General features: G+C 32.7%; 32 protein-coding genes. 31 read left to right on the top strand and 1 reads right to left on the bottom strand.

Annotated features, from left to right (window positions below; all coding sequences use genetic code 11):
• Positions 1-18 precede the first annotated feature (18 nt).
• From dnaB to OO775_RS07800, 31 genes are all read left to right on the top strand, one after another.
• On the top strand, positions 19-1437 hold the full coding sequence (dnaB, locus tag OO775_RS07950) for a replicative DNA helicase (protein ID WP_264846549.1): 1419 nt from the start codon (positions 19-21) through the stop codon (positions 1435-1437).
• Positions 1438-1559: 122 nt separating this feature from the next.
• Positions 1560-1913: a VRR-NUC domain-containing protein gene (locus OO775_RS07945; RefSeq protein WP_264846548.1), complete on the top strand. Its 354-nt coding sequence runs from the start codon at positions 1560-1562 to the stop codon at positions 1911-1913.
• Between the two features lie 36 nt (positions 1914-1949).
• Complete coding sequence (locus OO775_RS07940) at positions 1950-2210, top strand: hypothetical protein (RefSeq protein ID WP_264846547.1); 261 nt, start codon at positions 1950-1952, stop codon at positions 2208-2210.
• Position 2211: 1 nt separating this feature from the next.
• Positions 2212-2652: a hypothetical protein gene (locus tag OO775_RS07935; protein ID WP_264846546.1), complete on the top strand. Its 441-nt coding sequence runs from the start codon at positions 2212-2214 to the stop codon at positions 2650-2652.
• Entirely contained in the window at positions 2615-3094 is a 480-nt protein-coding gene (locus OO775_RS07930; RefSeq protein ID WP_264846545.1) for a hypothetical protein, read from the top strand. Before OO775_RS07935 ends, OO775_RS07930 begins: the two co-directional genes overlap by 38 nt.
• A gap of 446 nt (positions 3095-3540) precedes the next feature.
• Positions 3541-3693 carry a hypothetical protein gene (locus tag OO775_RS07925; RefSeq protein ID WP_264846544.1) on the top strand — a complete coding sequence of 51 codons (153 nt, stop codon included), beginning with the start codon at positions 3541-3543 and terminating at the stop codon, positions 3691-3693.
• A gap of 88 nt (positions 3694-3781) precedes the next feature.
• On the top strand, positions 3782-3982 hold the full coding sequence (locus OO775_RS07920) for a hypothetical protein (RefSeq protein ID WP_264846543.1): 201 nt from the start codon (positions 3782-3784) through the stop codon (positions 3980-3982).
• A 100-nt stretch (positions 3983-4082) separates the two neighbouring features.
• On the top strand, positions 4083-4301 hold the full coding sequence (locus OO775_RS07915) for a hypothetical protein (RefSeq protein WP_264846542.1): 219 nt from the start codon (positions 4083-4085) through the stop codon (positions 4299-4301).
• Entirely contained in the window at positions 4286-4552 is a 267-nt protein-coding gene (locus OO775_RS07910) for a hypothetical protein (RefSeq protein ID WP_264846541.1), read from the top strand. The genes OO775_RS07915 and OO775_RS07910 overlap by 16 nt, the downstream gene beginning before the upstream one ends.
• 14 nt (positions 4553-4566) lie before the next feature.
• Positions 4567-4857, top strand: a complete 291-nt coding sequence (locus tag OO775_RS07905) for a hypothetical protein (RefSeq protein ID WP_264846540.1) — start codon at positions 4567-4569, stop codon at positions 4855-4857.
• A gap of 72 nt (positions 4858-4929) precedes the next feature.
• On the top strand, positions 4930-5343 hold the full coding sequence (locus OO775_RS07900) for a DUF488 family protein, N3 subclade (RefSeq protein WP_264846539.1): 414 nt from the start codon (positions 4930-4932) through the stop codon (positions 5341-5343).
• Complete coding sequence (locus OO775_RS07895) at positions 5344-5733, top strand: amidoligase family protein (protein ID WP_264846538.1); 390 nt, start codon at positions 5344-5346, stop codon at positions 5731-5733.
• Positions 5734-5760: 27 nt separating this feature from the next.
• Positions 5761-7374: a GNAT-like putative antirestriction protein gene (locus OO775_RS07890; RefSeq protein ID WP_264846537.1), complete on the top strand. Its 1614-nt coding sequence runs from the start codon at positions 5761-5763 to the stop codon at positions 7372-7374.
• Positions 7364-8071, top strand: coding sequence for a ParB/RepB/Spo0J family partition protein (locus tag OO775_RS07885; RefSeq protein WP_264846536.1), 708 nt, complete (start codon positions 7364-7366; stop codon positions 8069-8071). Before OO775_RS07890 ends, OO775_RS07885 begins: the two co-directional genes overlap by 11 nt.
• A complete protein-coding gene (locus OO775_RS07880; RefSeq protein ID WP_264846535.1) occupies positions 8046-8915 on the top strand; it encodes an ATP-grasp domain-containing protein in 870 nt (289 codons plus the stop codon). The genes OO775_RS07885 and OO775_RS07880 overlap by 26 nt, the downstream gene beginning before the upstream one ends.
• Positions 8916-8919: 4 nt before the next feature.
• Positions 8920-9264 carry a hypothetical protein gene (locus OO775_RS07875; protein WP_264846534.1) on the top strand — a complete coding sequence of 115 codons (345 nt, stop codon included), beginning with the start codon at positions 8920-8922 and terminating at the stop codon, positions 9262-9264.
• Positions 9257-10774 carry a hypothetical protein gene (locus tag OO775_RS07870; RefSeq protein ID WP_264846533.1) on the top strand — a complete coding sequence of 506 codons (1518 nt, stop codon included), beginning with the start codon at positions 9257-9259 and terminating at the stop codon, positions 10772-10774. Before OO775_RS07875 ends, OO775_RS07870 begins: the two co-directional genes overlap by 8 nt.
• A 55-nt stretch (positions 10775-10829) precedes the next feature.
• Complete coding sequence (locus tag OO775_RS07865; RefSeq protein ID WP_264846532.1) at positions 10830-12224, top strand: phage portal protein; 1395 nt, start codon at positions 10830-10832, stop codon at positions 12222-12224.
• A gap of 28 nt (positions 12225-12252) precedes the next feature.
• On the top strand, positions 12253-14043 hold the full coding sequence (locus tag OO775_RS07860) for a zeta toxin family protein (RefSeq protein WP_264846531.1): 1791 nt from the start codon (positions 12253-12255) through the stop codon (positions 14041-14043).
• Between the two features lie 60 nt (positions 14044-14103).
• Positions 14104-14313, top strand: a complete 210-nt coding sequence (locus OO775_RS07855; RefSeq protein ID WP_264846530.1) for a hypothetical protein — start codon at positions 14104-14106, stop codon at positions 14311-14313.
• A gap of 17 nt (positions 14314-14330) precedes the next feature.
• Complete coding sequence (locus tag OO775_RS07850) at positions 14331-14753, top strand: phosphohydrolase (protein WP_264846529.1); 423 nt, start codon at positions 14331-14333, stop codon at positions 14751-14753.
• Positions 14754-14844: 91 nt separating this feature from the next.
• Complete coding sequence (locus tag OO775_RS07845) at positions 14845-15510, top strand: hypothetical protein (RefSeq protein ID WP_264846528.1); 666 nt, start codon at positions 14845-14847, stop codon at positions 15508-15510.
• Between the two features lie 18 nt (positions 15511-15528).
• Positions 15529-16098 (top strand): hypothetical protein, encoded by a 570-nt coding sequence (locus tag OO775_RS07840; protein WP_264846527.1) that lies wholly within the window; start codon positions 15529-15531, stop codon positions 16096-16098.
• A 32-nt stretch (positions 16099-16130) separates the two neighbouring features.
• A complete protein-coding gene (locus tag OO775_RS07835) occupies positions 16131-17207 on the top strand; it encodes a major capsid protein (RefSeq protein ID WP_264846526.1) in 1077 nt (358 codons plus the stop codon).
• Positions 17208-17281: 74 nt separating this feature from the next.
• On the top strand, positions 17282-17782 hold the full coding sequence (locus tag OO775_RS07830) for a hypothetical protein (RefSeq protein ID WP_264846525.1): 501 nt from the start codon (positions 17282-17284) through the stop codon (positions 17780-17782).
• A gap of 73 nt (positions 17783-17855) precedes the next feature.
• Positions 17856-18176 carry a DUF6706 family protein gene (locus tag OO775_RS07825; RefSeq protein ID WP_264846524.1) on the top strand — a complete coding sequence of 107 codons (321 nt, stop codon included), beginning with the start codon at positions 17856-17858 and terminating at the stop codon, positions 18174-18176.
• Entirely contained in the window at positions 18176-18487 is a 312-nt protein-coding gene (locus OO775_RS07820) for a hypothetical protein (RefSeq protein WP_264846523.1), read from the top strand. The genes OO775_RS07825 and OO775_RS07820 overlap by 1 nt, the downstream gene beginning before the upstream one ends.
• The gene (locus OO775_RS07815) at positions 18487-18930 is read left to right on the top strand and encodes a hypothetical protein (RefSeq protein WP_264846522.1); all 444 of its coding nucleotides are present in this window, start codon (positions 18487-18489) and stop codon (positions 18928-18930) included. The genes OO775_RS07820 and OO775_RS07815 overlap by 1 nt, the downstream gene beginning before the upstream one ends.
• Positions 18927-19334 carry a hypothetical protein gene (locus OO775_RS07810; protein ID WP_264846521.1) on the top strand — a complete coding sequence of 136 codons (408 nt, stop codon included), beginning with the start codon at positions 18927-18929 and terminating at the stop codon, positions 19332-19334. Before OO775_RS07815 ends, OO775_RS07810 begins: the two co-directional genes overlap by 4 nt.
• Positions 19331-19867 carry a hypothetical protein gene (locus OO775_RS07805; protein WP_264846520.1) on the top strand — a complete coding sequence of 179 codons (537 nt, stop codon included), beginning with the start codon at positions 19331-19333 and terminating at the stop codon, positions 19865-19867. The genes OO775_RS07810 and OO775_RS07805 overlap by 4 nt, the downstream gene beginning before the upstream one ends.
• A gap of 259 nt (positions 19868-20126) precedes the next feature.
• Positions 20127-22784: a tape measure protein gene (locus OO775_RS07800; RefSeq protein ID WP_264846519.1), complete on the top strand. Its 2658-nt coding sequence runs from the start codon at positions 20127-20129 to the stop codon at positions 22782-22784.
• Here the strand turns inward: OO775_RS07800 and OO775_RS07795 are convergent.
• On the bottom strand, positions 22775-22957 hold a 183-nt coding region (locus OO775_RS07795), incomplete at its 5' end, for a transposase (protein WP_264845103.1). The genes OO775_RS07800 and OO775_RS07795 overlap by 10 nt on opposite strands.

The following is a 22957-nucleotide window of genomic DNA, read 5'->3' as shown; positions in this document are numbered from 1 at the left end:
AAAAAAGAAAGTAAAAAAATGGACGCAAATAAACAGCCTCACGATGAGGGTATAGAACAAGCCGTTTTAGGTGCGATGTTAGTTGATGGGCAAAAGTGTATCGGGGATATTATTAGTCTTTTCAAGAGCGAAAATGTTTTTTATAATTCTAAGCATCAAGTGATTTATTTGGCAATGGTAAGTCTTTTCAACGAAAGCAAAAATATCGATTTGCTTACTTTGATAGATAAATTGCGGGAGCAAAAGAAATTGCATTTGGCTGGTCAAGAATTTTATATCATAGAATTAACACAAAAAGTAAGTTCTTCTGCTCACTATCAGGCACATTGTCATATTTTAACGCAGTTTTACATTAAGCGCAGAATTATTGAAATTTTTTCACAAACCATTCAGACTTCATATGAAGATGATAGTAATCCGTTTGAACTACTCAATCACGCGTACAGACAACTTGATATCATTTCCGATTGGTTGAGCATCAAACCGAGTAAAGATTTTAAAGACCACGTAGACGAATTATTTAACGATGGTAGGGAAAATGGAGTATGTAGCGTCCCTGTTGCATTAAAAAAGATGCAAAAGAAACTCAACGGTTATCAAAATAGTGATTTAATCATTTTGGCTGCACGCCCTGCAATGGGAAAAACAGCGTACTTGCTTAATGATGCACTTTTTCAGGCGCAAAAAGGTATTCCTGTTGCTGTTTTTTCATTAGAAATGTCTGCTCGACAATGTACAGCACGCTTAATGGCAAATTATGCAAAAATAGACGCTAATAATTTGGCATTAGGTAATTTGCTTGATGATGATATTCACAAAATGATATATGCAAGAGAAACTTTTTCAAAGCTTCCTATTTACATTGAAGACGAGCCGGCTATTTCACCTTTGACATTAAAGATTAAGACAAAAAAATTAGTTAGAGATAAAGGCGTAAAAGTAATTTACATTGATTATCTACAACTAATGAATACATCAGGGAAGGGCAAGAATAGGGAGCAAGAAATTAGCGAAATTTCCAGAGGATTAAAAGCATTAGCCAAAGAATTAAACGTGCCTATTGTAGCGTTGTCGCAATTATCGCGAAGTGTAGAAAACAGATCAGGACATAAACGCCCGATGTTATCTGATTTGCGAGAATCAGGAGCTATTGAGCAAGATGCCGATATAGTGATGTTTCTGTATCGCCCTGAATATTACGGAATCACTCAATGGGACGATGAAGAAGGTACGCCTACCGAAGGGCAAGTTGAAGTTATTGTCGGTAAGTTTCGCAATGGAATGGTTGGAGCTACAGTTGTTAATTGTAATTTGAAATATATGGAATTTTCTGATATTGAAAATACATCGAATAAAATTCAAGCCAAAAAACCTGAATTTAAGCCTTTGCCAATGATAAATACGCATCAGGCGTTTAATAATGACGTGCCATTTTAGTGGTAGCGAATAGAACCTTGAAGCAAGTAACAAAATCCAAGTAACTAAGAACTTGGAACTTGGAACCTTGAATTTTTTTAATCATTTAATCATTGAATATTTTAATCTTTTAATAAAAAAAAATGAAACAACAAGAAAGTTTATTACAACAGGAGTGTTTGCGTTGGTTTCGGTTACAATACCCTGACTTACAGCCGTTATTATTTGCCGTTCCCAACGGAGGCAGTCGCAACGCAACAGAGGCAGCAAATCTCAAAAAACAAGGTGTTACATCGGGTGTATCGGATTTGATTTTGCTCAAAGCCAACAAAGAACATTCGGCACTTTGTATCGAAATGAAAGTCGGCAAGAACAAGCAAACCGACAAGCAGAAAGCGTGGCAAAAAGCCGTTACAGAAAACGGAAATAAGTATGTTGTTTGCCGTTCGTTTGAGGAGTTTGAGAGGGAAATAAACCAGTATTTGAAAAGAAAATGAAAACAAATAGAATAATGAAAGTAAAAAAAATAACATATGAAAGCAATAGATTTAAGATATAAATATCAGCACAAAAAAGCAGAGATAATTCAAAATATAAGAACCTATCATAGTTTTACAGAAAGTCACGAAAAATATAAGATAGGCGATGTTATAGATTTTTTTGGAGGTTATTATGGTCATATTTTATATAAAAGTGAAATTTTAGGGTTCAATAAAGACGGGGGCATTTATGTACTATGGGGCTGCTACTGGTTCTGTATTAAAGACAATGAAGTAAGAAAAATTAAAAAATAATATGAATACCTTAAAAGACATTTTCGTTTCGTACGAAATAGCGGAAAAATTAAAAGAAATAGGGTTTGATCAGGAATGTTTGTTTTATTATTCCTATCCTGAAAAAATACATTGTCTAACTCATAATAAAACAGAACAAACTAGTGTGTTAGATATTGAGGAGATATGGGCTCACAATACTAACGAAAGTGAAGAGCCTTTTTGCTCAGCTCCCACTTACGAACAAGTTTTCAAGTGGTTTAGAGAGAAAAGATTGTTTAGTATAGTTTATATGACAGAGAATAAGAATGGGTATGAAATTGAAATAGAATATGAAAATAAACATATTTGCATTAATCTGTTTAATGAAACTTACAAACAAGCCCGTGAACAACTAATTTTAAAACTAATAGAAATTTATAAAAATGAAAGAATTAAAAATCGAAGTACCACAAGGGTATGAAATAGACAAAGAGAAGTCTACTTTTGAAAAGATTGTATTTAAGAAAGTAGAAGAAAAGATTACTTGGAAAAAGGCTTTCGATAAAGAAGGTTATATAATAGAAGATGCAGTGGTATATTTTGAGAAAGATTTACATAGTATGCCAAGTAATAAAGATGTTTTTAAAAGTAAGGAGATAGCAGAAGCAGTAATTGCCTTAGCACAATTGGAATGGTTAAGAGATGAATATATCAAAAGATATTATCCTGAAAATCCTAATTGGAAGCCTTATTGGAATATTTCAGATGATTTTAAACATTGTGTAAATGTTCATGAAAATGAACTTTATAAAAGTAGTTATAGAGCATCACATAGTTTCTTAGCTTTTCCAACAGCTGAAATCAGAGATAAATTTTTAGAAGAACAAATAGATTTAATAGAACAAGCAAAACCTTTATTGTAATGACAACAGACAAAAAACTCAGACATCCTGATTATAGTCTATTTTCTGAAAATAAAAATCTTTATTGAATTTAAACTGAAAATAATTAGTCTTTTTGAAATTTCTGTAAAAATAATCATACGAACGGATACCTTTTATTTCCTCAGGTAGGAGGTTTATAAGGTCCTTTAAGTTACTCTCACAGGAAACAACTTTGTTATTTTTTATGAGTAAAAAAATATTATTTATCCTGTAATTCATCGAAATAAGATTAAAAATAAAAGTGCAAATGTAATTATTTTTTCAAAAAAAATCAACATTTTTTATAAAAGTTTAATATTCAATATTTTAGAGGTGTAGATATTTTCAAAAATAAAAGTGCTTATATTTTTATATTTCAAAAATAATTTATATCTTTACATCGTAAAAATGAAACATTTATTATTAACAAATAAAAAAATAGAGTTATGCAGGAAAAATTAAAAGTAAACAAAGCAAGTTATTTAGCAAAGCACAATGGTAAAATATTTAGAATACTAACCACACAACCAATAAACGAAGTGGGCAAAGTTATAACGATTGATATTGACGGGGTCGAAACAGATGTAAATATCTATTAAGTAGAGTTTGTCTATTAAACCTAACAACCTAAGCAAGTTGTAAAACTGCTTAAATATTTAAAAATCAAAAATTTAAAATATATCAAAAATGACACGAATAGAAATAACACCACACAAAAACGGATACTCACCTGAACAATGCGGAAAAACCTTATCAGTTGCTGAATTGATAGAAATTTTACAACAATATGATAAAGAATCTCTTGTATATTTCAATAATGATAATGGATATACATTCGGAAGTATCAATGAAAGTGATATTGAAGAAGTAGAAAACGAAAAACGATAAAGAGGTCGAAAATATTCTAATCACTGAAAGTGTAAAACAGATGAATTTTCAAGATTTTAAAGAGATTTCTAACTATTTTTTCAACTAAAAAAACATCAAAATGAAAACATCAAAAATCTTAAAAATAGGTAAATACAATATTTCAAGCACCAAAGAACTGGCAAGATTGGTGCAAATCAAAGGTAAAACCAAAACTTGTGAGTTTTTACATTATATGAAAAGTATCGTAATTGACAGTGATTTACAAACCGTAAACAGGCATTATCAAATGGGCAACCGAAAACGGCGAATTGATTTCAGAAAATGGATATCATTATAGCATCAATTATTTTTTATAGTATGGAAACAAAAACAGAAAAAGCAAAAAAACTTTTCCTTTCAGGAAAAACAAAAGAAGCATTACAGATTTTTAAAGACTTCAAATTAGGGTTTTCTCCACAAGAAAAACACACTCTACAAATCGCTTATGAATGCTTAACAGGAAATGAAGAATTTTATAAAAAGCTGGGCATAAATACTTCCGAAATCAAACAAAATGCATTATCAATTGTAAAAAAAACTCTACGATAAAAAATAATAATATTATGAATAATCAAGGTAAGGAAAATATGACAACCTTTGTCATTGAATTTAACGAAACAGACACCGAATTAGGCATACTCAGCTTCAAAGGACAAACCATTACAAGTGAAATTTTACAAAAGATGATAGAATTTGAAGAAGTGGTAAAGAAGGCAAAAGCTGGGTATTTTAAATTCTTTGTCGAAGAAATTATAAATGGAAAAATAATTAACAAAATCCGCATTGATATAGGCGACGGGTATCAGATAAATAAGGAAATTTACGATTATATAAAAAGTAAATTACCACAATAACCCCTTTAATTTTTTTAGTTTAAAGCGTGTATTTTTTACACTTTTTTTATTAACTTTGCAAAATAATAAACAATGAAAGTATATACATCTTATTTTGGAAACATTAAAAAATTAGAAGAAGCAGGAGTACTGCCAGTGAATATATCATTGTATCCTCCTCGTTGGAGAAAATGGGTGCATTTAAAAATGTTTGCTCCAACGAAAGACATTCTTTTTAATACATCAGGAAAAGAGGAGTACACACGAAGATTTAACAGCGAAATATTAGGAAGATTAGACCCTAACGAAATAAAGCAAATCATCAATCTTGTTTCACAAGGAAAAGACATTGCTTTGCTTTGCTTTGAAAGACCAAATGATTTTTGTCATCGGCATTTGGTAGCCGATTGGATAAAAGAAAAATTAGGGATTAAAGTAACAGAATTTGACGGAACAGAAAAGAAAGGCAATTGTAGTTGTAATTCTGAACAATTAACTTTGTTTTAAATGCAAAAAAAAATAACAGAAAGGACATTTGGAGTAGAATTTGAATTTGCCGATGTGAATAAAAAAGCGGTTTCTTTGCCTATGGGATTTAGTTGGAGCAAAGAAGAAACCATAACAAACACAGATGGCAAACGTTCTACTTTTTCAATGGAATATGGAGGAGAGGTTAATTCTCCTCCATTAAAACTTTGTCAAGAGGATAGAAAATTACTAAAATCTGTTTTTGAAAATCTTAAAGAAAAAGGGGGAAAAGTTACTTGGATTCAAGCCCTGCACGTTCATATTTACGCTGGTGATTTTTCTCTTTCCGATTTGAAAAAAGTTTTTTATTTGAGCTATTATACAGCTCCATATATCCAAGAAATAGCATACATCGATAGTTGGAAATAAGAGACTTGGTGGTGTCCAGCCCCTTCTTTGGAATACCTGCAAAGAGTTAAGGAAGCTAAAATTGAAAAAGACCTTTTTAATGTTTTTGCCAACTCAATGACCAAAGGTTATATCAGGCATTTGATAAACATACCAAGTTTTTTTAAAAGAAAAACCATTGAGTTTAGAGCTTACAACAATACTGATGATTTTTCAGAGGTAGAGAATGCAATATTATTTTCCTACAAATTCATACAATACGCTTTAACTCATACAGAGGAAGATTTTAAACAAATTGATAGTTTTGAAAAATTCCAAAAGGCATTAAAATTTAGCAGACCTTTACCCAAGAAAACAGAACCTTTAATTTTTAGTGGAAATCAACATCACCCACGCGAGGCATTCGTAGCCAAAGCCAAACCATTAAGTTCTAAGATGATTAAAATTTTATCGGAACAATGCTCAAATAATTTAGCGTGTATTAATCCGTTTCTTTTTCATACAGAGCTAAATATGTATCAAAAAACAAAAATAACCATTTATAATGTAGATGAATTTAACGATATTATTTACAGAATTTGGAAGAATAAATTAAAAATTAAATACTGTAAAACTTTTGATTTTTTAGAAGGGTTTAACAATGAAACTCCTGCAAGGCAAATAACTTGCTTATTGTTGTTTTTCAAAATGCACAAATACGCAAGAAATACGCAGTATGCAAAAAAAGAGCTACAAAGTCGTATAGAAAAATTAAATGAGAGTTTAGAAAAGGCTGAAAAGGTTACCGAGAAATTAATACACCTTTTTGAAAATTCAACATATGTTTTTGGAACATTATATGAGGCTTTACAAAATGAAGAAAACATATTTTGGCAGAACGGGAACAACTCTAAAACACGAAGTGTTATTGTTTCACTGGTCAAATATTCTGATTATTCAAAAAAAACAAATCCTTTTAATGTTAGCTATTATGGTGTTTTAGATGGTTTAAGAGAGAATCAAAAATTTATGTTTGTAAGTGAAAACGCTTACTTTAAAAAAGTTAATAAAATAGCCAAGCAAGGAAAGAGCATTTTTTATTCTTCGCAAAAAGCGAAAACAAAAATAACACAAAAGCAAGAAAAACAGCAGTGCATAAGTATAGAAATTCCTCCTAATGATTTAGATATATCAAACCACAACAAACTAAAAATAATTCCTGTAAAACCATCGGAGTTTAGCGTAATTCAAAGGGAATACGTTAAAAAAGTACATAAAACAAGTGGTGTTTATTTTAGTTTTCTCGTTTTTTATGAAAACTATTGTTTAGGAGGTTTTGGATTTAATTTTCCAAAAGGTTCAGAAACCAATTACGATTTATGGCTGTTGTCTGATTTTTCAACAAATAATCAAGTGTTTAGATTATCAAAATTAATTCTATTATGTATCCAAAGTCAAGTTGTTAAGAAAATTCTGCAACGAAAAACAAAAATGGAAGTAAATAATTGTTATACAAAAGTTTACACCAATCAACCTGTTTCAATGAAATACAGAGGTGTTTTCAAAAAAGTAAAACTTGAAAAAGAAAGCGTTTTGATGTATGAAACAGACTTTGGACTTTACAAAGAGAACCAAGAAATAATAAAAGCCTATCAAAAAATGAAAAAAAACAATGAAAAGTAATAAATGGAAATTAGAATACGTTAGTGTAGAGGATATTATTCCTGCTCCTCTCAATGCAAATAAGATGTCGGAGGAAAGTTTTAATAAGCTAACACAAAATATAAAAAAGAGTGGGTTAAGCACAGCAATTACCTGTGTAAAACTTTCTGAAAATGGAAAATATCAAATCATAGGAGGTCATCATCGGTATGAGGCTTGTGTTAGAAACGGATATACAAAAATACCCTGCATCTATGCTAACGAGGAAAATTTGTCAAAAGATGAAATTATAGCCATTCAATTATCTCATAATTCGTTACACGGAGAAGATGATAAAGGCATTTTAAAACGACTTTTTGAACAAATAGCAAGTATTGATTTTAAAGAATTTGCTCACATTGACACAGAAGAAATTGGAACTATTGACACTTTTTCAGCTTCCATAGTGCCAATATCAGAGCATTATTCTATTTCTATAATTCTTTATAAAGAAGATTTAGACACACTCGATGAACTTATTGGAAACGTTAAAGAAGATATGCAAAAAAACGAATTGATTATTTTAGCAAATCAAGACAATAACGAAGAAATGCTATTAAAACTAATAAAAGAAATAGGGAGAAAATATCACATAAAATCTTCAAATGTTTGTTTTAGTAAAATTTTACAATTAGCAAAAAAGGCTTTGGAATATGAAAACTTGGATAGTAACAACTAAGCAAGAAGAGTTTAGACTTTTCAATAAAACACATCATAACGATTTAAAAAGTGTGATTGATTTTGATGTTATTTTTGTAGATAAATTGGAATGTTTAAAAAAAATACAAAAAGGAGATACTGCGTTTATTCGTACAAAAAACAATGTAATCATTGACTATCTGTATACTTTGGACATTAACATTATAGGAGAAAAGTCCGAAACAATAAAATACGATGACAATAAAGAAGCATTAAAAGAAATTTTAAGAAGATATAATATTTTGGTGCCTCAGTCTTTTACTTATACACAAGTGAAAGACAACGGAATTACCTATTTTGTAAAACCTCTTTCATTAGGAGACAGTATAGGTGTTGATAAAAATTCTATTTGTAAAAACAAAACAGAAGTGTTTAGCAAACTCATAGAATTAAAAGAAAAATATCATTCTTGCTGCAATCTGATAGAGGAATATATTGATGGGGAAGATGTCTCAATAGCGGTAATAAAGAATCACGAGAAAGTGTATGCTTATGGAATGAAAATTAATGCTGATACAAATATATTAGATTTTCAAACCAAATTAGGAAGAAATGCAATATATACCCCCTTTAATGAATCCAAAACCATACAGACTGCAATTAAAGTTTTTGATGTTATAAAAGCAAACTCATACGCTCGGATTGATTTCAGAATAGACGCAAAAGGGAACGCCTATGTTTTGGAAATTAACCTATGTGCAGGATTAGGAAAGAAAGATGGATATTTATACAAATGTTTTGAATTAAACTCTAATATTTCGTATAAAGAAATGATACATTTAATTCTTAAAACGAACAGACAAAATAAACAAAATAAACAATAAAAAAATGAGCAAGAAAATAAAAGATGAAATTATCGCAGATATTTACGCGAAAAAAAGCTGTAATATTTCAGCAACTTGCTCTGCGTTAAATATTACTCGCAAAACCTTTTATTCTTGGAGGGAGAAACGTCCAAAGCTGAACGAGCTTTTAAAAGAAGCAGAAGAAAGTATAATTGATTTTGCTGAAAGTAAATTGTTAAGCAATATACAAGAAGGAGATACAACAAGTCTTATCTTCTTCTTAAAAACGAAAGGCAAACACAGAGGCTACGTTGAAAAAGTCGAGCAAGAAGTAACAGTAAATCCTTTCTTTGAATTGATGAAGATTGCAAGTACAACCGATGAGTAACTTACAAATAGAAAATAAGGTTATACAAACTTTTCAATCGTGGCAATCTGATTGGAACAAATTCGTGCGTGATGTACTAAAAGCTCGCTTAGATAAAGAACAGCAAGATATTATTACATCTGTACAAACCAATCCAATGACTGCGGTAGCGAGTGGCACGGCACGAGGCAAAGATTTTGTTTCGGCGTGTGCTTCGCTTTGTTTTTTGTATCTTACTCCGAAGTTTGACAAATTCGGAAATATGATTGAAAATACCAAAGTAGCAATGACTGCTCCCACAGGGCGACAAGTAACCAACATTATGACCCCAGAGGTACGTAGGCTATACCGTTCAGCGAAAATACTACCTGGCAGATTGGTAGCAAACGACATACGTACCGATTACGAAGAATGGTTTTTGACTGGATTTAAGGCAGGAGACGACGCTACTGAAGCGTGGTCAGGGTTTCACGCAACCAACACAATGTTTGTTGTTACCGAAGCGTCAGGTATTTCAGAAGTAACATTTAACGCCATTGAGGGAAACTTGCAAGGGAATTCTCGGCTTTTGATTGTTTTCAATCCGAATACGACGTCAGGATACGCAGCCAATGCGATGAAGTCGGCACGATTTAAGAAATTCCGTCTTAATTCGCTCAATGCAGAAAATGTATTGCAGAAGAAAATCATTATACCTGGTCAAGTGGATTACAATTGGGTGAAAGATAAAATTGATACGTGGTGCGTATCTATTTCCGATAGTGAATTTAACGAAGCAGAGGGCGATTTCACGTTTGAAAATCAGCGATACCGCCCCAATGATTTGTTTCGAGTGAAAGTATTGGGAATGTTCCCAAAGGCTTCCGAAGATACGCTCATTCCTTACGAATGGATAGAAAAAGCCTTTGCCAATTGGGAGAAATACCAACAGGAAAATCCGCACAATTTCCATGAAAAAAAGTTAGGCGTGGACGTGGCAGGTATGGGGCGTGATAGCAGTGTGATTTGCATTCGGCAGAATCATTATGTACATCCGTTTATACTGCACCAATCGGCAGGAAAGGCTGACCATATGCACATCAGCGGAATTGTGGCTAACGAACTTAAAAATCCTAAAACAGAAGCCTACATAGACACCATTGGCGAGGGTGCGGGGGTGTTTTCTCGTTTGCAGGAGTTAGGATTTGACAATGCCGTTTCTTGTAAGTTTAGCGAGGGAGCAAAAGATTTAAAAGACGTGAATGGTGTTTATACGTTCGCTAATATGCGAGCATATCTGTTTTGGGCGGTGCGTGATTGGTTAAATCCAAAAAACAATAACAACCCGTGTTTGCCCAAAGATGATGATTTTCTGGAAGAGGCTACCGCCATACGTTGGAAATTTGCCTCGAATGGAAGCGTACAGATTGAAGCCAAAGAGGATATAAAAAAGCGTTTGCGACGCTCTACTGACAAATTCGATGCGTTGGCAAATACGTTTTATCCAAATCAGAACATAAATTCGCAAGATTTGGAAGGATTGTTTTTTTAATTAAAACGTGTGTTTATTACACGTTTTTTTTATCTTTGCAAAAACTTTTATAATTATGACCATAGAAGAAATTTTATCATTGTCCGATGTGGACAGAATTAAGGAACTTAAAAGCGGAAGGCTCTCTGATAGTCCTGATATTGAAGAAATTAAAAAGCAACTCAACCCTAAAAAACATCTTATTTTTGATGAAAAAGAACGACCAGACAAAATGGTAGATAAAGGTAATGGGGATAAAAGAAAAGAACCAGTTGCACGTATTGCTTTGTCGTTGCAGAAGTTGATTGTCAAACGGGCGGTTTCGTTTCTGTTTGGCAACCCGATTGATGTAACAGCTAACACGCAGAACGACACGCAAATGAAGATATTAGTAGCTGTCAAATCCATTCTTAACGATGTGAAAATAAATTCACATAACCGAAAGATAGCACGTGAATTGTTTTCTTGTACCGAAGTGGCAGAGCTTTGGTATCCGATGGAATTAGCTCCTGATGAAGTACCTCGTTACGGCATTGATGCCAAAAACAAACTGCGAGTAAAAATACTCAGTCCGATGTCAGGCGATAAGCTCTATCCATACTTTGATGACTATGGAGATATGGTAGCTTTTTCACGTGAGTATTCCATAGCCAAAGGTGACAAGAAAAGTACATATTTTGAAACCTATACAAGCAATCTGATTTTGAAATACGATATTTCAGATGGTGTCCCTGTGTTAATGAATGGCTTTCCTGTAGCCAATGTTTTAGGGAAAATACCTGTAGTGTATGGACGTCAGGAACAAACGGAATTTGCCGAAGTGCAGGATATTATTGACCGCTTAGAAAAACTCCTTTCAAACTTTGCTGACACCAATGACTATCACGGGTCACCTAAAATATTTGTTAAAGGCAACATCAAAGGATTTTCAAAGAAAGGAGAGTCAGGGGCTATTATTGAAGGAGATGCTAATACAGAAGCTCATTATCTGACTTGGACACACGCCCCTGAAAGTGTAAAACTGGAAATAGACACTCTTTTGCGAATGATATACACCCTTACACAAACTCCTGATATTTCTTTTGAAAGTGTGAAAGGATTGGGTAATGGCGCAAGTGGAAAAGCTTTGCGTATGTTGTTTTTAGATGCTCACTTGAAAGTCGCCGACCATATGGAAGTTTTTGATGAATATTTGCAAAGACGAATGGCTATTTTGAAAAAATACATCGGAATTTTCAATACTTCCTTAGCAAAAGAAGCACAAGCATTGACTATTGAAACCGAAATCACGCCTTTTATGGTAGATGATTATACTGATAAATTAGAGTTTGTAATGACAGCCACAGGGAACAAACCTGTATTGTCGCAAAAATCAGGAATTAAACTTGCAGGATTGGTTGATAATGCAGATGAGGAGTTTGAAAATATCCAAAGAGAAGATAGTTTTTCAGCTTTTGAACCGACTGAATAAAAGTAATGTATTTGTCTAAAAATATAAAATGAATATAATTGACAAAAAACAAATATCGTCTGCTGACAGGGTGACAAAAAAAATAAATAGGCTATATCATCAAATAATTAAGAAGGTAAGTGTGTTGTCTTCCGATATTAAAGGTTTTGACGATGAAAAACCATTTGATTTTAGTAAGTACCCGAAGATAAAAAAACAGGTAGATATATTGCTTAAATCTTTTTCTGAAAAAGCAACAGAAATTATCAACCAAGCAACTAAAAAAGAATGGTTAGAGGCTGTGAAAAAAAATAATAGCATAGTAACACCTTACCTAAAACGAAAACTGCTTACCAAAGAACAAATAACAGCTTACACAAATCGCAACGATGAAGCTCTACAAGCATTTCAAACACGAAAAACAAACGGATTAAACCTTTCAGATAGGATATGGAAATACACCAATCAATTTCGTAATGAAATCGAAATGAGCCTTGATTTAGGACTTTCAGAAGGGCGTTCTGCACAACAAATTAGCCGAGATATACGTAAATACCTGCAAGAACCTAATTTATTATTTCGTAGAGTTCGGGACAAACGGGGTAATTTACATTTATCAAAACGGGCTCAAAAACACAATGTAGGTCAAGGTGTGTATCGTAGTAGTTACAAAAACGCTATACGTGTGGCTCGTACCGAAGTAAATATGGCGTATCGTGCGTCTGATATGGAAAAATATAAACAATTTGATTTTGTACTTGGTTATGAAATCAAACGCAGCAATAATGTATTTGGTTGTTCCGTATGTGAAAATCTTAAAGGAAAATATCCAAAAGATTTTCAGTTTCTTGGTTGGCACCCGCAATGCCGTTGTTACACCGTCCCTATTCTTCAAAATGTTGATGATTTTATCAAAGATTTGCAAGGAAAAGAAACCGAAAAAGAATACATTACAGATGTTCCTGATAACTTTAAACAATGGGTTAGTGATAATAAAGAACGAATAGATAACGCTCAAAGTTTGCCTTTATGGTTGAAAGAAAATGAAAAATTCACTCCGAAAGAAAAAATATTAACGATTGAAGAAATAAAAGATTATATAAGACAATATAAAACAACAGAGGACATATTCAAGAAAAATGAAGAATGGATATTTGATAGAAAAATACTACACCAAAAAATAATAAAAGAATATTTCTCTATAAAAAAAACAGAATCTGATAAAGTGTATATGTTAGGAGGTGCTCCTGCTAATGGCAAATCAACTCTTACTGAAAGTGGGTTATTATCATATCCTAATGGATTATTGGTTATAGACCCCGATAAAATAAAATCAATGATACCTGAATATAAAACATTATTGCATTCACATAATAAAGAACTTATTATGTTAGCCGCTAATTTCGTACATGAAGAAAGTAGTTATTTAAGTAAAAAGATACGAGAAAAAGCTCTTACAGAGAATTGGGGAACTATTATTGACGGAATAAACGACGGTACAGCAGATAAAATTCATAGTAATGCTCAACTTGTCAAAAAACTTTCAGGAAAAAAAATACGCGCCGATTATGTTTCGTTAGATACTGATTTAAGTATTAAATTAGCTAAAATGCGAGCAGAAAAAACAGGTAGATACGTTCAATTAAGTTTTATATCTGATATGAATAAAAGTATAAGTAAAGAATTTTCTAAAATATTGAAAAACAAATCTTTTGATGAACTTTATTTATGGGACACAAATATTGAAGACAAACCACGTTTAATACTTCAACAGATAGAAGGGAAAATTAAAATAATAGACAAGTCGCTTTATATTAGATTTTTACAAAAAGCTGAATAAAATTTGCATATATATTATTTTTTTTTGTAACTTTACAACATATTTTATTTTTGATTAAAAATGAAAGAAAACAAAAAGATAATTGATGAATACGGTAACGAATATGAAACGTTGCAGGATTTTTACAACTCTCCATATTTAGACCCTGATATTATTTATAATTATTTGGTGCAAGGGAAAAGAAAACCACAAAATAAGAAAGAACAACGATGGGCAAAAGAAGGGAAATATCTACGTGAAAAGGGAGGATATGAGACTTTTTTTAATTAGAACAAAAACAGTAGTGAATGATAAACAAGGCTTTAAATATAGCTATTGAGGCGCATAAAGGGCAAACCGATAAAGCGGGAATGCCTTATATTTTTCATTTATTAAGAGTTTCTGAAAAAGGACAAACAGAAACTGAAAAAATATGCGGTCTCCTTCACGATATAGTTGAAGATACAGAATGGACATTTGATAAACTTAAACAAGAAGGATTTTCTGATAAAATTGTTAGCGTTATAAAATGTATAACTAAACGTAACGGAGAGATATATATGGATTTCATAAAAAGAGTTTCTAAAAATCCAATAGCTACGAGAATTAAAATAAACGATTTAGAAGACAATATGGACATAAAAAGACTTTCATTTTTAACCGAAAAAGATTTAGAAAGACTTAACAAATACATCAGAGCGTATCATTTTTTAAAAAGTAAAAAAATGTAGAATAAAAAAAATATTTAAAAACGTGTAATAAATACACGTTTTTTTATATCTTTGCACGTGGAAATTTTTAATATTAAAAATATAGAATTCTATGTATCAAAAATTAGTTGAGTTACTTGGGACAAAATTCCCACAGGCACGAAAAGACGGATTGCAACAATTGGCACGTTCGTATGCGTTACAGGTTGCAGATGAAACAGAAGCTCAGGCACTTATTGACAAACTTACATCAGATAAAGTTACTGAGTTTATCAAAGATTGGCGTAAGGAAGTGGATAGTGAAGTTACCAAAGGTGTAAATTCTTTCAAAGAAAGACAAAACGGAGGCGGAGTTCAACAGCCTACTCCTACACAAACACCTCAAACTGACAACAATGATATGGCTACTTTGATTGCAAATACAGTTAGTCAAGCTATCAAGCCATTGCAAAAAGAGTTAGAAACATTGAAAGCAGGGCGTACTATCGAAACACGAAAACAGACTTTTGAAGCTGCCTTAAAAGATATTCCTGAAGCGTTGAAAAGTAGTGTTTTAAAAACTTTTGACAGATTGCAGTTTGTTGATGATGAAGATTTTAATACGTTCGTTACAGAAACGCAAGCTGAATTAGCAAAGGCACAGCAAGAGGCTGTTAATAGTGGTTTGCGAGGTTTTCCACATCCGACAAATTCGTCATCGCAATCAATCAATAAAGAAATTAAAGGAGAGATTGCAGAATGGGCAAAATCTAATGCTCAAAAAGAAAACAATGTTTAATTTAAAACACAAAAAGAAATGTTAGACATCAAAAAACAAAAAGCCTCAACAGGAGTGCCTATTTGGCAAGGTAAAAACCTTGAAAACGCACAGGGAGGTTTCACATTGGAAGACAAAGCGTTTGTTTCTGGTGATGTAATTCCTGCTGGTGCGCCAATTTCTTTTGACGAGGCAACACGTAAAGCGAAGGTAGCAAAGGTAGCAGTAATGCAAGCCAATGCAAATAATTCAGACACAACCTATAAAGTACTGAAAAACCACGTACTTAAAGTAGGTATGAAATTGAAATTTGGTACAGCAACCGAACAAACTATTGATGCAATAGACCGTACTAATGCTGATTATGATGTAATCACATTACAAGCTACGTTAGGTGTTGCTGTTGGTAAAGATAAAGTTTTGTTTGTGAATGATGAAGGTTATTCTAAACCCAAAGGTTTGTTGTATGAAGAGGTAACTATCGGTAACAATGGACTTGCTGATGTAGCTGTTACCATTCGTGGTACAGTATATGCTCGCAGAATACCTCCAATTTTGCAAGAACTAAGAGAGAAAATGCCAACTATTATTTTCTCTGAAAGTTACTAATAATCAAGTATTAACTAAAAAACAAAACAAAAATGAAGATAAAATCAGTTTTTGGCGCATATTCAGAAAATATGCAGGCTATAATAGATGCCACAAATGACAGATTTGCACCTACTTTTTATCAAAGATTTTTTGATTTTGCACCTGCTCAACAAACGCTGACTTTTACATCAGCTATTGGTGCAAGTAGAATAGAAGCAGCTGCTTCGGTTGTAAATCGTTCAAGTTCGGCACCTTTAAGAAGTCGTGCGGGACTTGAAAAATATCAAGGAGAAATACCTGCTATTAAAGAGAAATTCGTAATGAGAGAAGAAGATTATCGCGATTTCTTAGCTTTACAGGCTTTGAATATTGACGATAAAACCAAAAAAGCTCAGTTGTTGGATATTCTCTTTAATGACTTGAAAAAAGCAGGAGTTTCTGCACACAAACGCCTTGATATTATGGTCTTGGAAGCTATTTCAACAGGAAACATTAGTCTTACATTAGAGAATAATCCTGACGGGATTGTACTTGCGGACAAACTTTCTTTGTTGATGCCAGCAGGAAACAAACATCAAGTGTCAGTAAAATGGAACGTACCTGCAACCGCAACTCCGTTGAAAGACATTGCAGATGTGGTAGAAGATGCAAGCAAAAAAGGACGTTCGTTTGAGAAAATATTGATGAGCCGAAATGTATGGATGCAGTTCCGTAAGTGTAAGGAGGTAGTTGATAGTTTGGTATCATTCCATATTCTCCAAAAAGGAGCAGGTATTGCTACACTTACCAATGTAAATGAATATTTACAGGAAGAAAAACTACCTTACATTGAAATCGTTGATGAAGTGATAGGTATTGAAAAAGATGGTGTTATCACTCCTTTAAGACCTTTCAGCGAGAAAAACGTTTCGTTTGTTCCGACTGGGAAATTGGGTGTAATTAAAAATGCTTTGGCAATGGAACAATTACAGCCAGTTAAAAATGTAGATTACGCTATATTTAACAGAGCGTTAATTTCTAAGTGGCAAGAAAACGACCCTTGGGCAGAATTTACTGCTGTTGAATTGAACGCATTTCCTGCATTTGAAGCGATTGACAATACGTTCTTGTTGGAAGGCGTAATATAATATGTAAGCAGTAGGTTAGAAATAGTAACCTACTGCTTTATAAAGGAAATATTAACTTAATAAAATTATATAAAATGGCTTGGAAAGAAACAACCGCAACCGCTTGGAATGGTATAGAATTTCAAGTTGGCACACCAGGAGCAAATAACGCTATGGCTACTTCTTTTGCATCTATTGGGCGAATAAAAGAAATGTCATTAGAAACAGAGGAAGGGGATAAAAAAGAATGGAAGGATATTAACGGAGATGTTGTTGATGAATTAACACAAGAAGGGAAACTAATATGGAACGTTACCGTAAAGAACCTTAACAAATCGAACTTAGAGAAGTTTTGGGACATTGAGGAGGACGGACCAACAAGCACTCTCAAAATCAAAAAAATGAGTACAAGTAAAAAGTACTCCGTTAAAATCATCAATACCGTACAAAATGCAGAGGTTTTTTCTGCTGCATATTGTTCTGTAACAGCAAAACCTACATTCGGACAAGATGACGGGTATTTGTTAGAAATCAAATTCACAGTACTTGACCCAGGTAATGGAAAAGAAAAAGCAGTTATCGGGCAAACAGCTTAATTGGATAGAAATAGGCAATAGATTTTTGTTTTTATACAAATATACTATTGCCTATTAACTAACATCTAAATCTATGACAACAAAAGAATATTTACAAATAAAGTTACAAAAATTCGGGGTTACAGAAGAACAGATTGATTTGATTATACTTGAAAACAAATTAGTTAATCTTCCAGTTGTTGATGTTTCTTTGTGTAAAGTTGCTATTTATAATAGTTTTTCAGATTGGTTACCTATCCATACACAAATATCTGAGGGTGATGTAACCGAAACGTGGGACATTAAAAGTATTCAGCTTTATTATGGGCTTTTGTGTAAAGAATTAGGCAAAGAAAATGTATTGGAAACTATTGAGTTAAAGAACGAAATAAGAGATAAAAGTCATTTTTGGTAATGAAAGGATATATTCAAGTAAAATACGAAAATACGCCTATTTATAACGAATTTGGCGAAGATGTTTCAAACGAGTCTGTTTTTGATACAGGCTTAATACCTTGCAAGTATTATAACGGCACACGTAACGATATTGTTGAGGTAGGAGGCGGAAATTTTATACAGGCAAGTTATATTATCACAACCAAGGATATGAATGTATTTGGGAAACATTTTGCTCTTTATGATAGTAGAAAAAAATTGATTTGTCAAAAAGATTGTAAAAGTTTGCAACGACTTGAAAATATAAGAAGAGCCAAAATTATACTATAATGCCTGCAAAACGAATAACACCTAAGTCGCAAATAGATAAACACCTTGAATCGGAAATAAAAAAACGGGAACAAAAACTAATACGTGTATTGAATTACATAGGAATGACTTGTATTTCAGAGGCACGCAATAGTGGTGATTATATAGATAGAACTGGAAACTTGCGTAGTAGTATTGGATATGCTATACTCAATAATGGAAAAATAGAAAAAATATCATCTTTTCAAACAATAAAAAAGGGTACGAAAGGAAAAGAAAAAGGAAACGAAATAATAAAAAATATTTCATCAGATTTCAATTATGGTATTATTTTAATTGTCGTAGCAGGAATGAATTATGCTGCATATCTAGAAACAAAAAGAAATGTACTTAGTTCTTCTGAATTGTATGCGAAACAGCAAGCTCAAATTATTTTAACACGATTAGGTTTTATTAAAAAATGAAAAAAACAGCAAGCGAAATAGAAGCAGATATTTATAAGCTAATAAAAAACAGCTTCATTTCAAGATTTATTAAAGGGGACGTGTATCGTGAAGGATTACGCCCAGCTAACAGCCAAAAAGAAGATGTAATTGTTTCCTTTTTGACTGGTATTTTTGATACATTCAGCCAAGAAGGAAAAGTAAATATCAATATTTATGTTCCTGATAGAGAAAGCTCAGGAATAAACAGAAAAGATATAAAACGTTGTAGAGAAATAGAGCAAGTTTGTCAACTTTTTGCAGAAAACATAACCTTGGATAATTATCATTTTAAACTAAGTAGAATGATACAAAGTTTTTCAGAAGAAAACATAAATCAACATTTTGTAAATATGCAATTAACTTTTAAATATAATTTCTTATGAATATAGAAGAGAGGGTATCAGAAACAATTCTTGAAGAAAAAAAACAAATAACAATACAAGGAGAAACATACAATGTAGCGCCTCCTACAATCAGAACGTTAATCAAGTTTTCCAAATATGTTTCAGCATTTCCAAAAGAAGAATTAGACCAAGAACGACCTGTTGCATCTTTATTATTGCATTCGGACAAACTGCATAATGTAGGATATGCGCTTGCTTGTATTATACTTGGAAACAAAGAATTTGAAAAAAAAGAAGAGACTATCTTTGAAGAAGTAAAACGTGAATTTCTTTTCAAAAAAATAATAAAACAAAAGGTTATAGTTTCAGAAAAAAGTAACGGAGAATTGTTAGCAGAAAAAATAAATAATGCACCCATTGAAGAAGTATTGAATGTATTTTTTTTGCTATTAAAATTTATGAAATTGTCTGATTTTTTTCAGCTTACCACTTCCCTGATAGAGATGAACCTGACCAAAGCAACCAAGACGGCGGAAGTGGTGAAAGAAACGACAGCGTTTGGGGACTTGTAGGTAATTTTGCTAAACAATATAAATTATCTTTCGATTATGTTTTAAACAATATTAGCTATGCAAATATTATAATGTATAGCTCTGTTTTACCTTCTTATTCTTATAAAGAAAAGAAAGATAAGAAAATCAAATCGAAAAGCGTAAGCCCGTCTGAATTTTTAAACATAATGAGAGGGCAAGTGTAAAAATATTTTACCTAAAAACGTGTATATATCGCACGTTTTTTTTATTTTTGTAATCTGATTAAAAGCATAATAAAATGAATAATACATTAGGTAGTATTTGGTATTCGCTGGGGATTGATAATAGTTCGTTACAGCGAGATGCTCAGCAGGCAAAAGGTGTAATTAGAAACATTGGTGACACGATGGTTAATGAAGGGAAACGCATTGACAATGTGTATCATAACCTTTCGCGGAACTTGGCATTTGTTTTTACAACCAGTTCAGCGGGTGTGTTTATCAATCAGTTAGTAAAAGTGAGAGGAGAAGTACAGCAATTGGAAATTACCTTTAATGCAATGTTGGGAAGTAAAGCCAAAGCCGACAAACTAATGAGCGAAGTCGTTGCGTTTGCCTCGAACACTCCTTTTGATTTGAAAGACATAGGAGCCAGTACGCGAATGCTCCTCTCGGTTGGAGAAAGTGCCGAAAAAGTAATTCCAACCTTAAAGGCATTGGGAGATGTAGCATCAGCAACAGGCGTTTCGATGGAGCGATTGATTTTGAACTACTCGCAAGTGAAAAACAAAGGGGTATTGAGTTCAATAGACCTGAAAGACTTTTTGGCCGCTGGGGTGCCTATCATTGGAGAATTGGCAAAAAACTTAAATGTAGCCGAAGCAGAAATTAAGGAAATGGTATCTGCTGGGAAAATTGGCTTTACAGAAGTGGAAAAAGCCTTCTATACGATGAGTGCTGAAGGAGGAAAATTCAACGATTTGATGGCAAAACAAAGTCAATCTGTAAAAGGGGCGATTTCAGGATTAAAACTTGAAATTTACAAGATGTTTAACGATATAGGAAAATCAGGAGAAGGCGTTTTTACAAGAGCAATATCATCAACTACTGAATTAGTTAAAAACTATAAATCTATCGGAAAAACAATAGCAGAACTTATTGCTACTTATGGTACTTACAAAGCTGTTTTAATGAGTATTAGTGCGGTGCAAAAACTAAACAGAGTGGTACTTGCTCAGGCTGTTGTTGAAAAAAAATTAGCATCGGCTGCAAATATAACATTATCTAATTCAGAGGCGGTTGCAGTAGCAAGGACGAAAATATTGTCAATAGCAAAAATGCAGCTTACAAATGTTACTCGCGCACTCAATGCTACGTTACTTGCAAATCCGTACGTATTAGTAGCTGCTGCCGTTGCCGGCTTAGCTTACGGGCTTTACAAATTAGCAACGCGGGCAACCGCTGCCGAAAAAGCACTTAGCGAATTTAACGAATCACAAGGCAAAATCAAACAAAAAATTGAAGACGAAAACAACGCTCGTGAATTACGCACAAGAGCCTACAATACCTTAATTCAAAAATACCCTGATTTGTTTGCTAAATACCAAACAGAAATGGATATGTTACGTGGTATTGAAGAAGCTAATAAAGCAGTAGCTTTGTCCGCTCACGCAAGAGAAATAGCAGAAAATAAACAAAAAATTAAAGAAGTAAAACAAGCATTAGAAAAAGCACAAACAGAATCTCAAGAATACGCAAAACAGACAGAAAACCTCGTATATACATCGGGAGCTGGTGCAGCAACGGCTCTTTTGGCAAAGCAACAAAGCGATGATGCTAAAAAACAACAAGCAAAAATACAAGCCTATCAAAAGAGAATCCAATATTTAGAAAGAGAACAAGCAGAGGCTAATTTCAATAGGCTTTCACAAGAAGAAAAGAAAGCTGAATTGTTAAAACTCAGAGAACTACAAAAACGTAGAAACAATGCTACTGACCAAAATGTATATTCAAATCAGACAGGACACAAGCGCCAGTTAGAAAATTTGCTTATAAATACATCAGAATATGAAAAATTTACAACAGGAAACATCGGCTATTTAGCATCAATTTTAGAAAAACAAATTACAGCAGATGAAAAACACGTAACTTCATACGTGAAAAATTCAAAGGATTTGTTTAAAAAAATGCAAGAAGCAAAAAAGCATCTTGAAGACATCAGAAACACAACAGAAAAAGACGGACTAACCGATGTACAAATAAGTGAAGAAGTAAAAAAACGACAAGAAGCCTACGAAAGTGCAAAAAAAGCCTATGAAGATTTCATAAATCTTGGAGATAAAAAAGGAAGTTCAAGCAAAGAAGCTGAAAAAACGAAAAATAGACAAGAAGAAATCGCAAAAGCTGAAACAGAACTAAATCGCTTACGTAAAGATAACGAACTCAAAGCGCAAAAAGACTATATAGAAACAATGGCGGAAGGCTACGAGAAAGAACGTGCCTTGATTGATTTTCATTTCAAAGAAAAATCAGAAATGATAGATAGAGGGTGGGAAGACACAATAGCCTCACTAACAAAACGGAAAAAAGACGGCGAACTTACATCACAACAATTTGATGCTTTTGTAACAGAAGCCGACAATATCCGAACGTTAGGAAACAAAAACAATGAAGATGTACGCCAACAACAGGAAGAAAAACTACTTAAAGAATTATTAGACAAATATAAAACGTATGAAGAAGAAAAAGCCGAAATTACTAAGAAATTCAATGAAGAAAGGAAAATAATAGAAGAAAAATTAAAAACGGAAAATTCACCAGAGCAAATAAAAAAACTAAAAAATGCGTATGCTCAACTAAACAAAGAGCAGAAAAAAGCATTAGATGTTCTTTTGAGAAAACAAAGTGAAAGCTCGGAAGTTTTTAAAAAATTATTGTATATCCGTAATCACTCATAAGCTGTAATATTGGCTAAAACCAATCTGTCAAATAAATGCTCTGCAAAGTAACGACGATTGAGCTTGTAAACAAATTCGTCTAAGTATAATTGTAAATACTTCCGTTTGATTTTGTGATAGTTACATAATAAATTCCGCTTGGCATTACTGATAACAATATGCACCCATTTCAA

It is taken from the genome of Capnocytophaga catalasegens (genome assembly GCF_026005215.1).
Classification (GTDB): Bacteria; Bacteroidota; Bacteroidia; order Flavobacteriales; family Flavobacteriaceae; genus Capnocytophaga; species Capnocytophaga catalasegens.
The sequence above is the reverse complement of the archived record's forward strand: the minus strand, read 5'-3'. Positions and strand labels throughout refer to the sequence as shown.

Bases quoted from the DNA above. Each gene is read 5' to 3' on its own strand.
- dnaB (WP_264846549.1), top strand. From the start codon at position 19: ATGGACGCAAATAAACAGCCTCACGATGAGGGTATAGAACAAGCCGTT.
- OO775_RS07945 (WP_264846548.1), top strand. From the start codon at position 1,560: ATGAAACAACAAGAAAGTTTATTACAACAGGAGTGTTTGCGTTGGTTT.
- OO775_RS07940 (WP_264846547.1), top strand. From the start codon at position 1,950: ATGAAAGCAATAGATTTAAGATATAAATATCAGCACAAAAAAGCAGAG.
- OO775_RS07935 (WP_264846546.1), top strand. From the start codon at position 2,212: ATGAATACCTTAAAAGACATTTTCGTTTCGTACGAAATAGCGGAAAAA.
- OO775_RS07930 (WP_264846545.1), top strand. From the start codon at position 2,615: ATGAAAGAATTAAAAATCGAAGTACCACAAGGGTATGAAATAGACAAA.
- OO775_RS07925 (WP_264846544.1), top strand. From the start codon at position 3,541: ATGCAGGAAAAATTAAAAGTAAACAAAGCAAGTTATTTAGCAAAGCAC.
- OO775_RS07920 (WP_264846543.1), top strand. From the start codon at position 3,782: ATGACACGAATAGAAATAACACCACACAAAAACGGATACTCACCTGAA.
- OO775_RS07915 (WP_264846542.1), top strand. From the start codon at position 4,083: ATGAAAACATCAAAAATCTTAAAAATAGGTAAATACAATATTTCAAGC.
- OO775_RS07910 (WP_264846541.1), top strand. From the start codon at position 4,286: ATGGATATCATTATAGCATCAATTATTTTTTATAGTATGGAAACAAAA.
- OO775_RS07905 (WP_264846540.1), top strand. From the start codon at position 4,567: ATGAATAATCAAGGTAAGGAAAATATGACAACCTTTGTCATTGAATTT.
- OO775_RS07900 (WP_264846539.1), top strand. From the start codon at position 4,930: ATGAAAGTATATACATCTTATTTTGGAAACATTAAAAAATTAGAAGAA.
- OO775_RS07895 (WP_264846538.1), top strand. From the start codon at position 5,344: ATGCAAAAAAAAATAACAGAAAGGACATTTGGAGTAGAATTTGAATTT.
- OO775_RS07885 (WP_264846536.1), top strand. From the start codon at position 7,364: ATGAAAAGTAATAAATGGAAATTAGAATACGTTAGTGTAGAGGATATT.
- OO775_RS07880 (WP_264846535.1), top strand. From the start codon at position 8,046: ATGAAAACTTGGATAGTAACAACTAAGCAAGAAGAGTTTAGACTTTTC.
- OO775_RS07875 (WP_264846534.1), top strand. From the start codon at position 8,920: ATGAGCAAGAAAATAAAAGATGAAATTATCGCAGATATTTACGCGAAA.
- OO775_RS07870 (WP_264846533.1), top strand. From the start codon at position 9,257: ATGAGTAACTTACAAATAGAAAATAAGGTTATACAAACTTTTCAATCG.
- OO775_RS07865 (WP_264846532.1), top strand. From the start codon at position 10,830: ATGACCATAGAAGAAATTTTATCATTGTCCGATGTGGACAGAATTAAG.
- OO775_RS07860 (WP_264846531.1), top strand. From the start codon at position 12,253: ATGAATATAATTGACAAAAAACAAATATCGTCTGCTGACAGGGTGACA.
- OO775_RS07855 (WP_264846530.1), top strand. From the start codon at position 14,104: ATGAAAGAAAACAAAAAGATAATTGATGAATACGGTAACGAATATGAA.
- OO775_RS07850 (WP_264846529.1), top strand. From the start codon at position 14,331: ATGATAAACAAGGCTTTAAATATAGCTATTGAGGCGCATAAAGGGCAA.
- OO775_RS07845 (WP_264846528.1), top strand. From the start codon at position 14,845: ATGTATCAAAAATTAGTTGAGTTACTTGGGACAAAATTCCCACAGGCA.
- OO775_RS07840 (WP_264846527.1), top strand. From the start codon at position 15,529: ATGTTAGACATCAAAAAACAAAAAGCCTCAACAGGAGTGCCTATTTGG.
- OO775_RS07835 (WP_264846526.1), top strand. From the start codon at position 16,131: ATGAAGATAAAATCAGTTTTTGGCGCATATTCAGAAAATATGCAGGCT.
- OO775_RS07830 (WP_264846525.1), top strand. From the start codon at position 17,282: ATGGCTTGGAAAGAAACAACCGCAACCGCTTGGAATGGTATAGAATTT.
- OO775_RS07825 (WP_264846524.1), top strand. From the start codon at position 17,856: ATGACAACAAAAGAATATTTACAAATAAAGTTACAAAAATTCGGGGTT.
- OO775_RS07820 (WP_264846523.1), top strand. From the start codon at position 18,176: ATGAAAGGATATATTCAAGTAAAATACGAAAATACGCCTATTTATAAC.
- OO775_RS07815 (WP_264846522.1), top strand. From the start codon at position 18,487: ATGCCTGCAAAACGAATAACACCTAAGTCGCAAATAGATAAACACCTT.
- OO775_RS07810 (WP_264846521.1), top strand. From the start codon at position 18,927: ATGAAAAAAACAGCAAGCGAAATAGAAGCAGATATTTATAAGCTAATA.
- OO775_RS07805 (WP_264846520.1), top strand. From the start codon at position 19,331: ATGAATATAGAAGAGAGGGTATCAGAAACAATTCTTGAAGAAAAAAAA.
- OO775_RS07800 (WP_264846519.1), top strand. From the start codon at position 20,127: ATGAATAATACATTAGGTAGTATTTGGTATTCGCTGGGGATTGATAAT.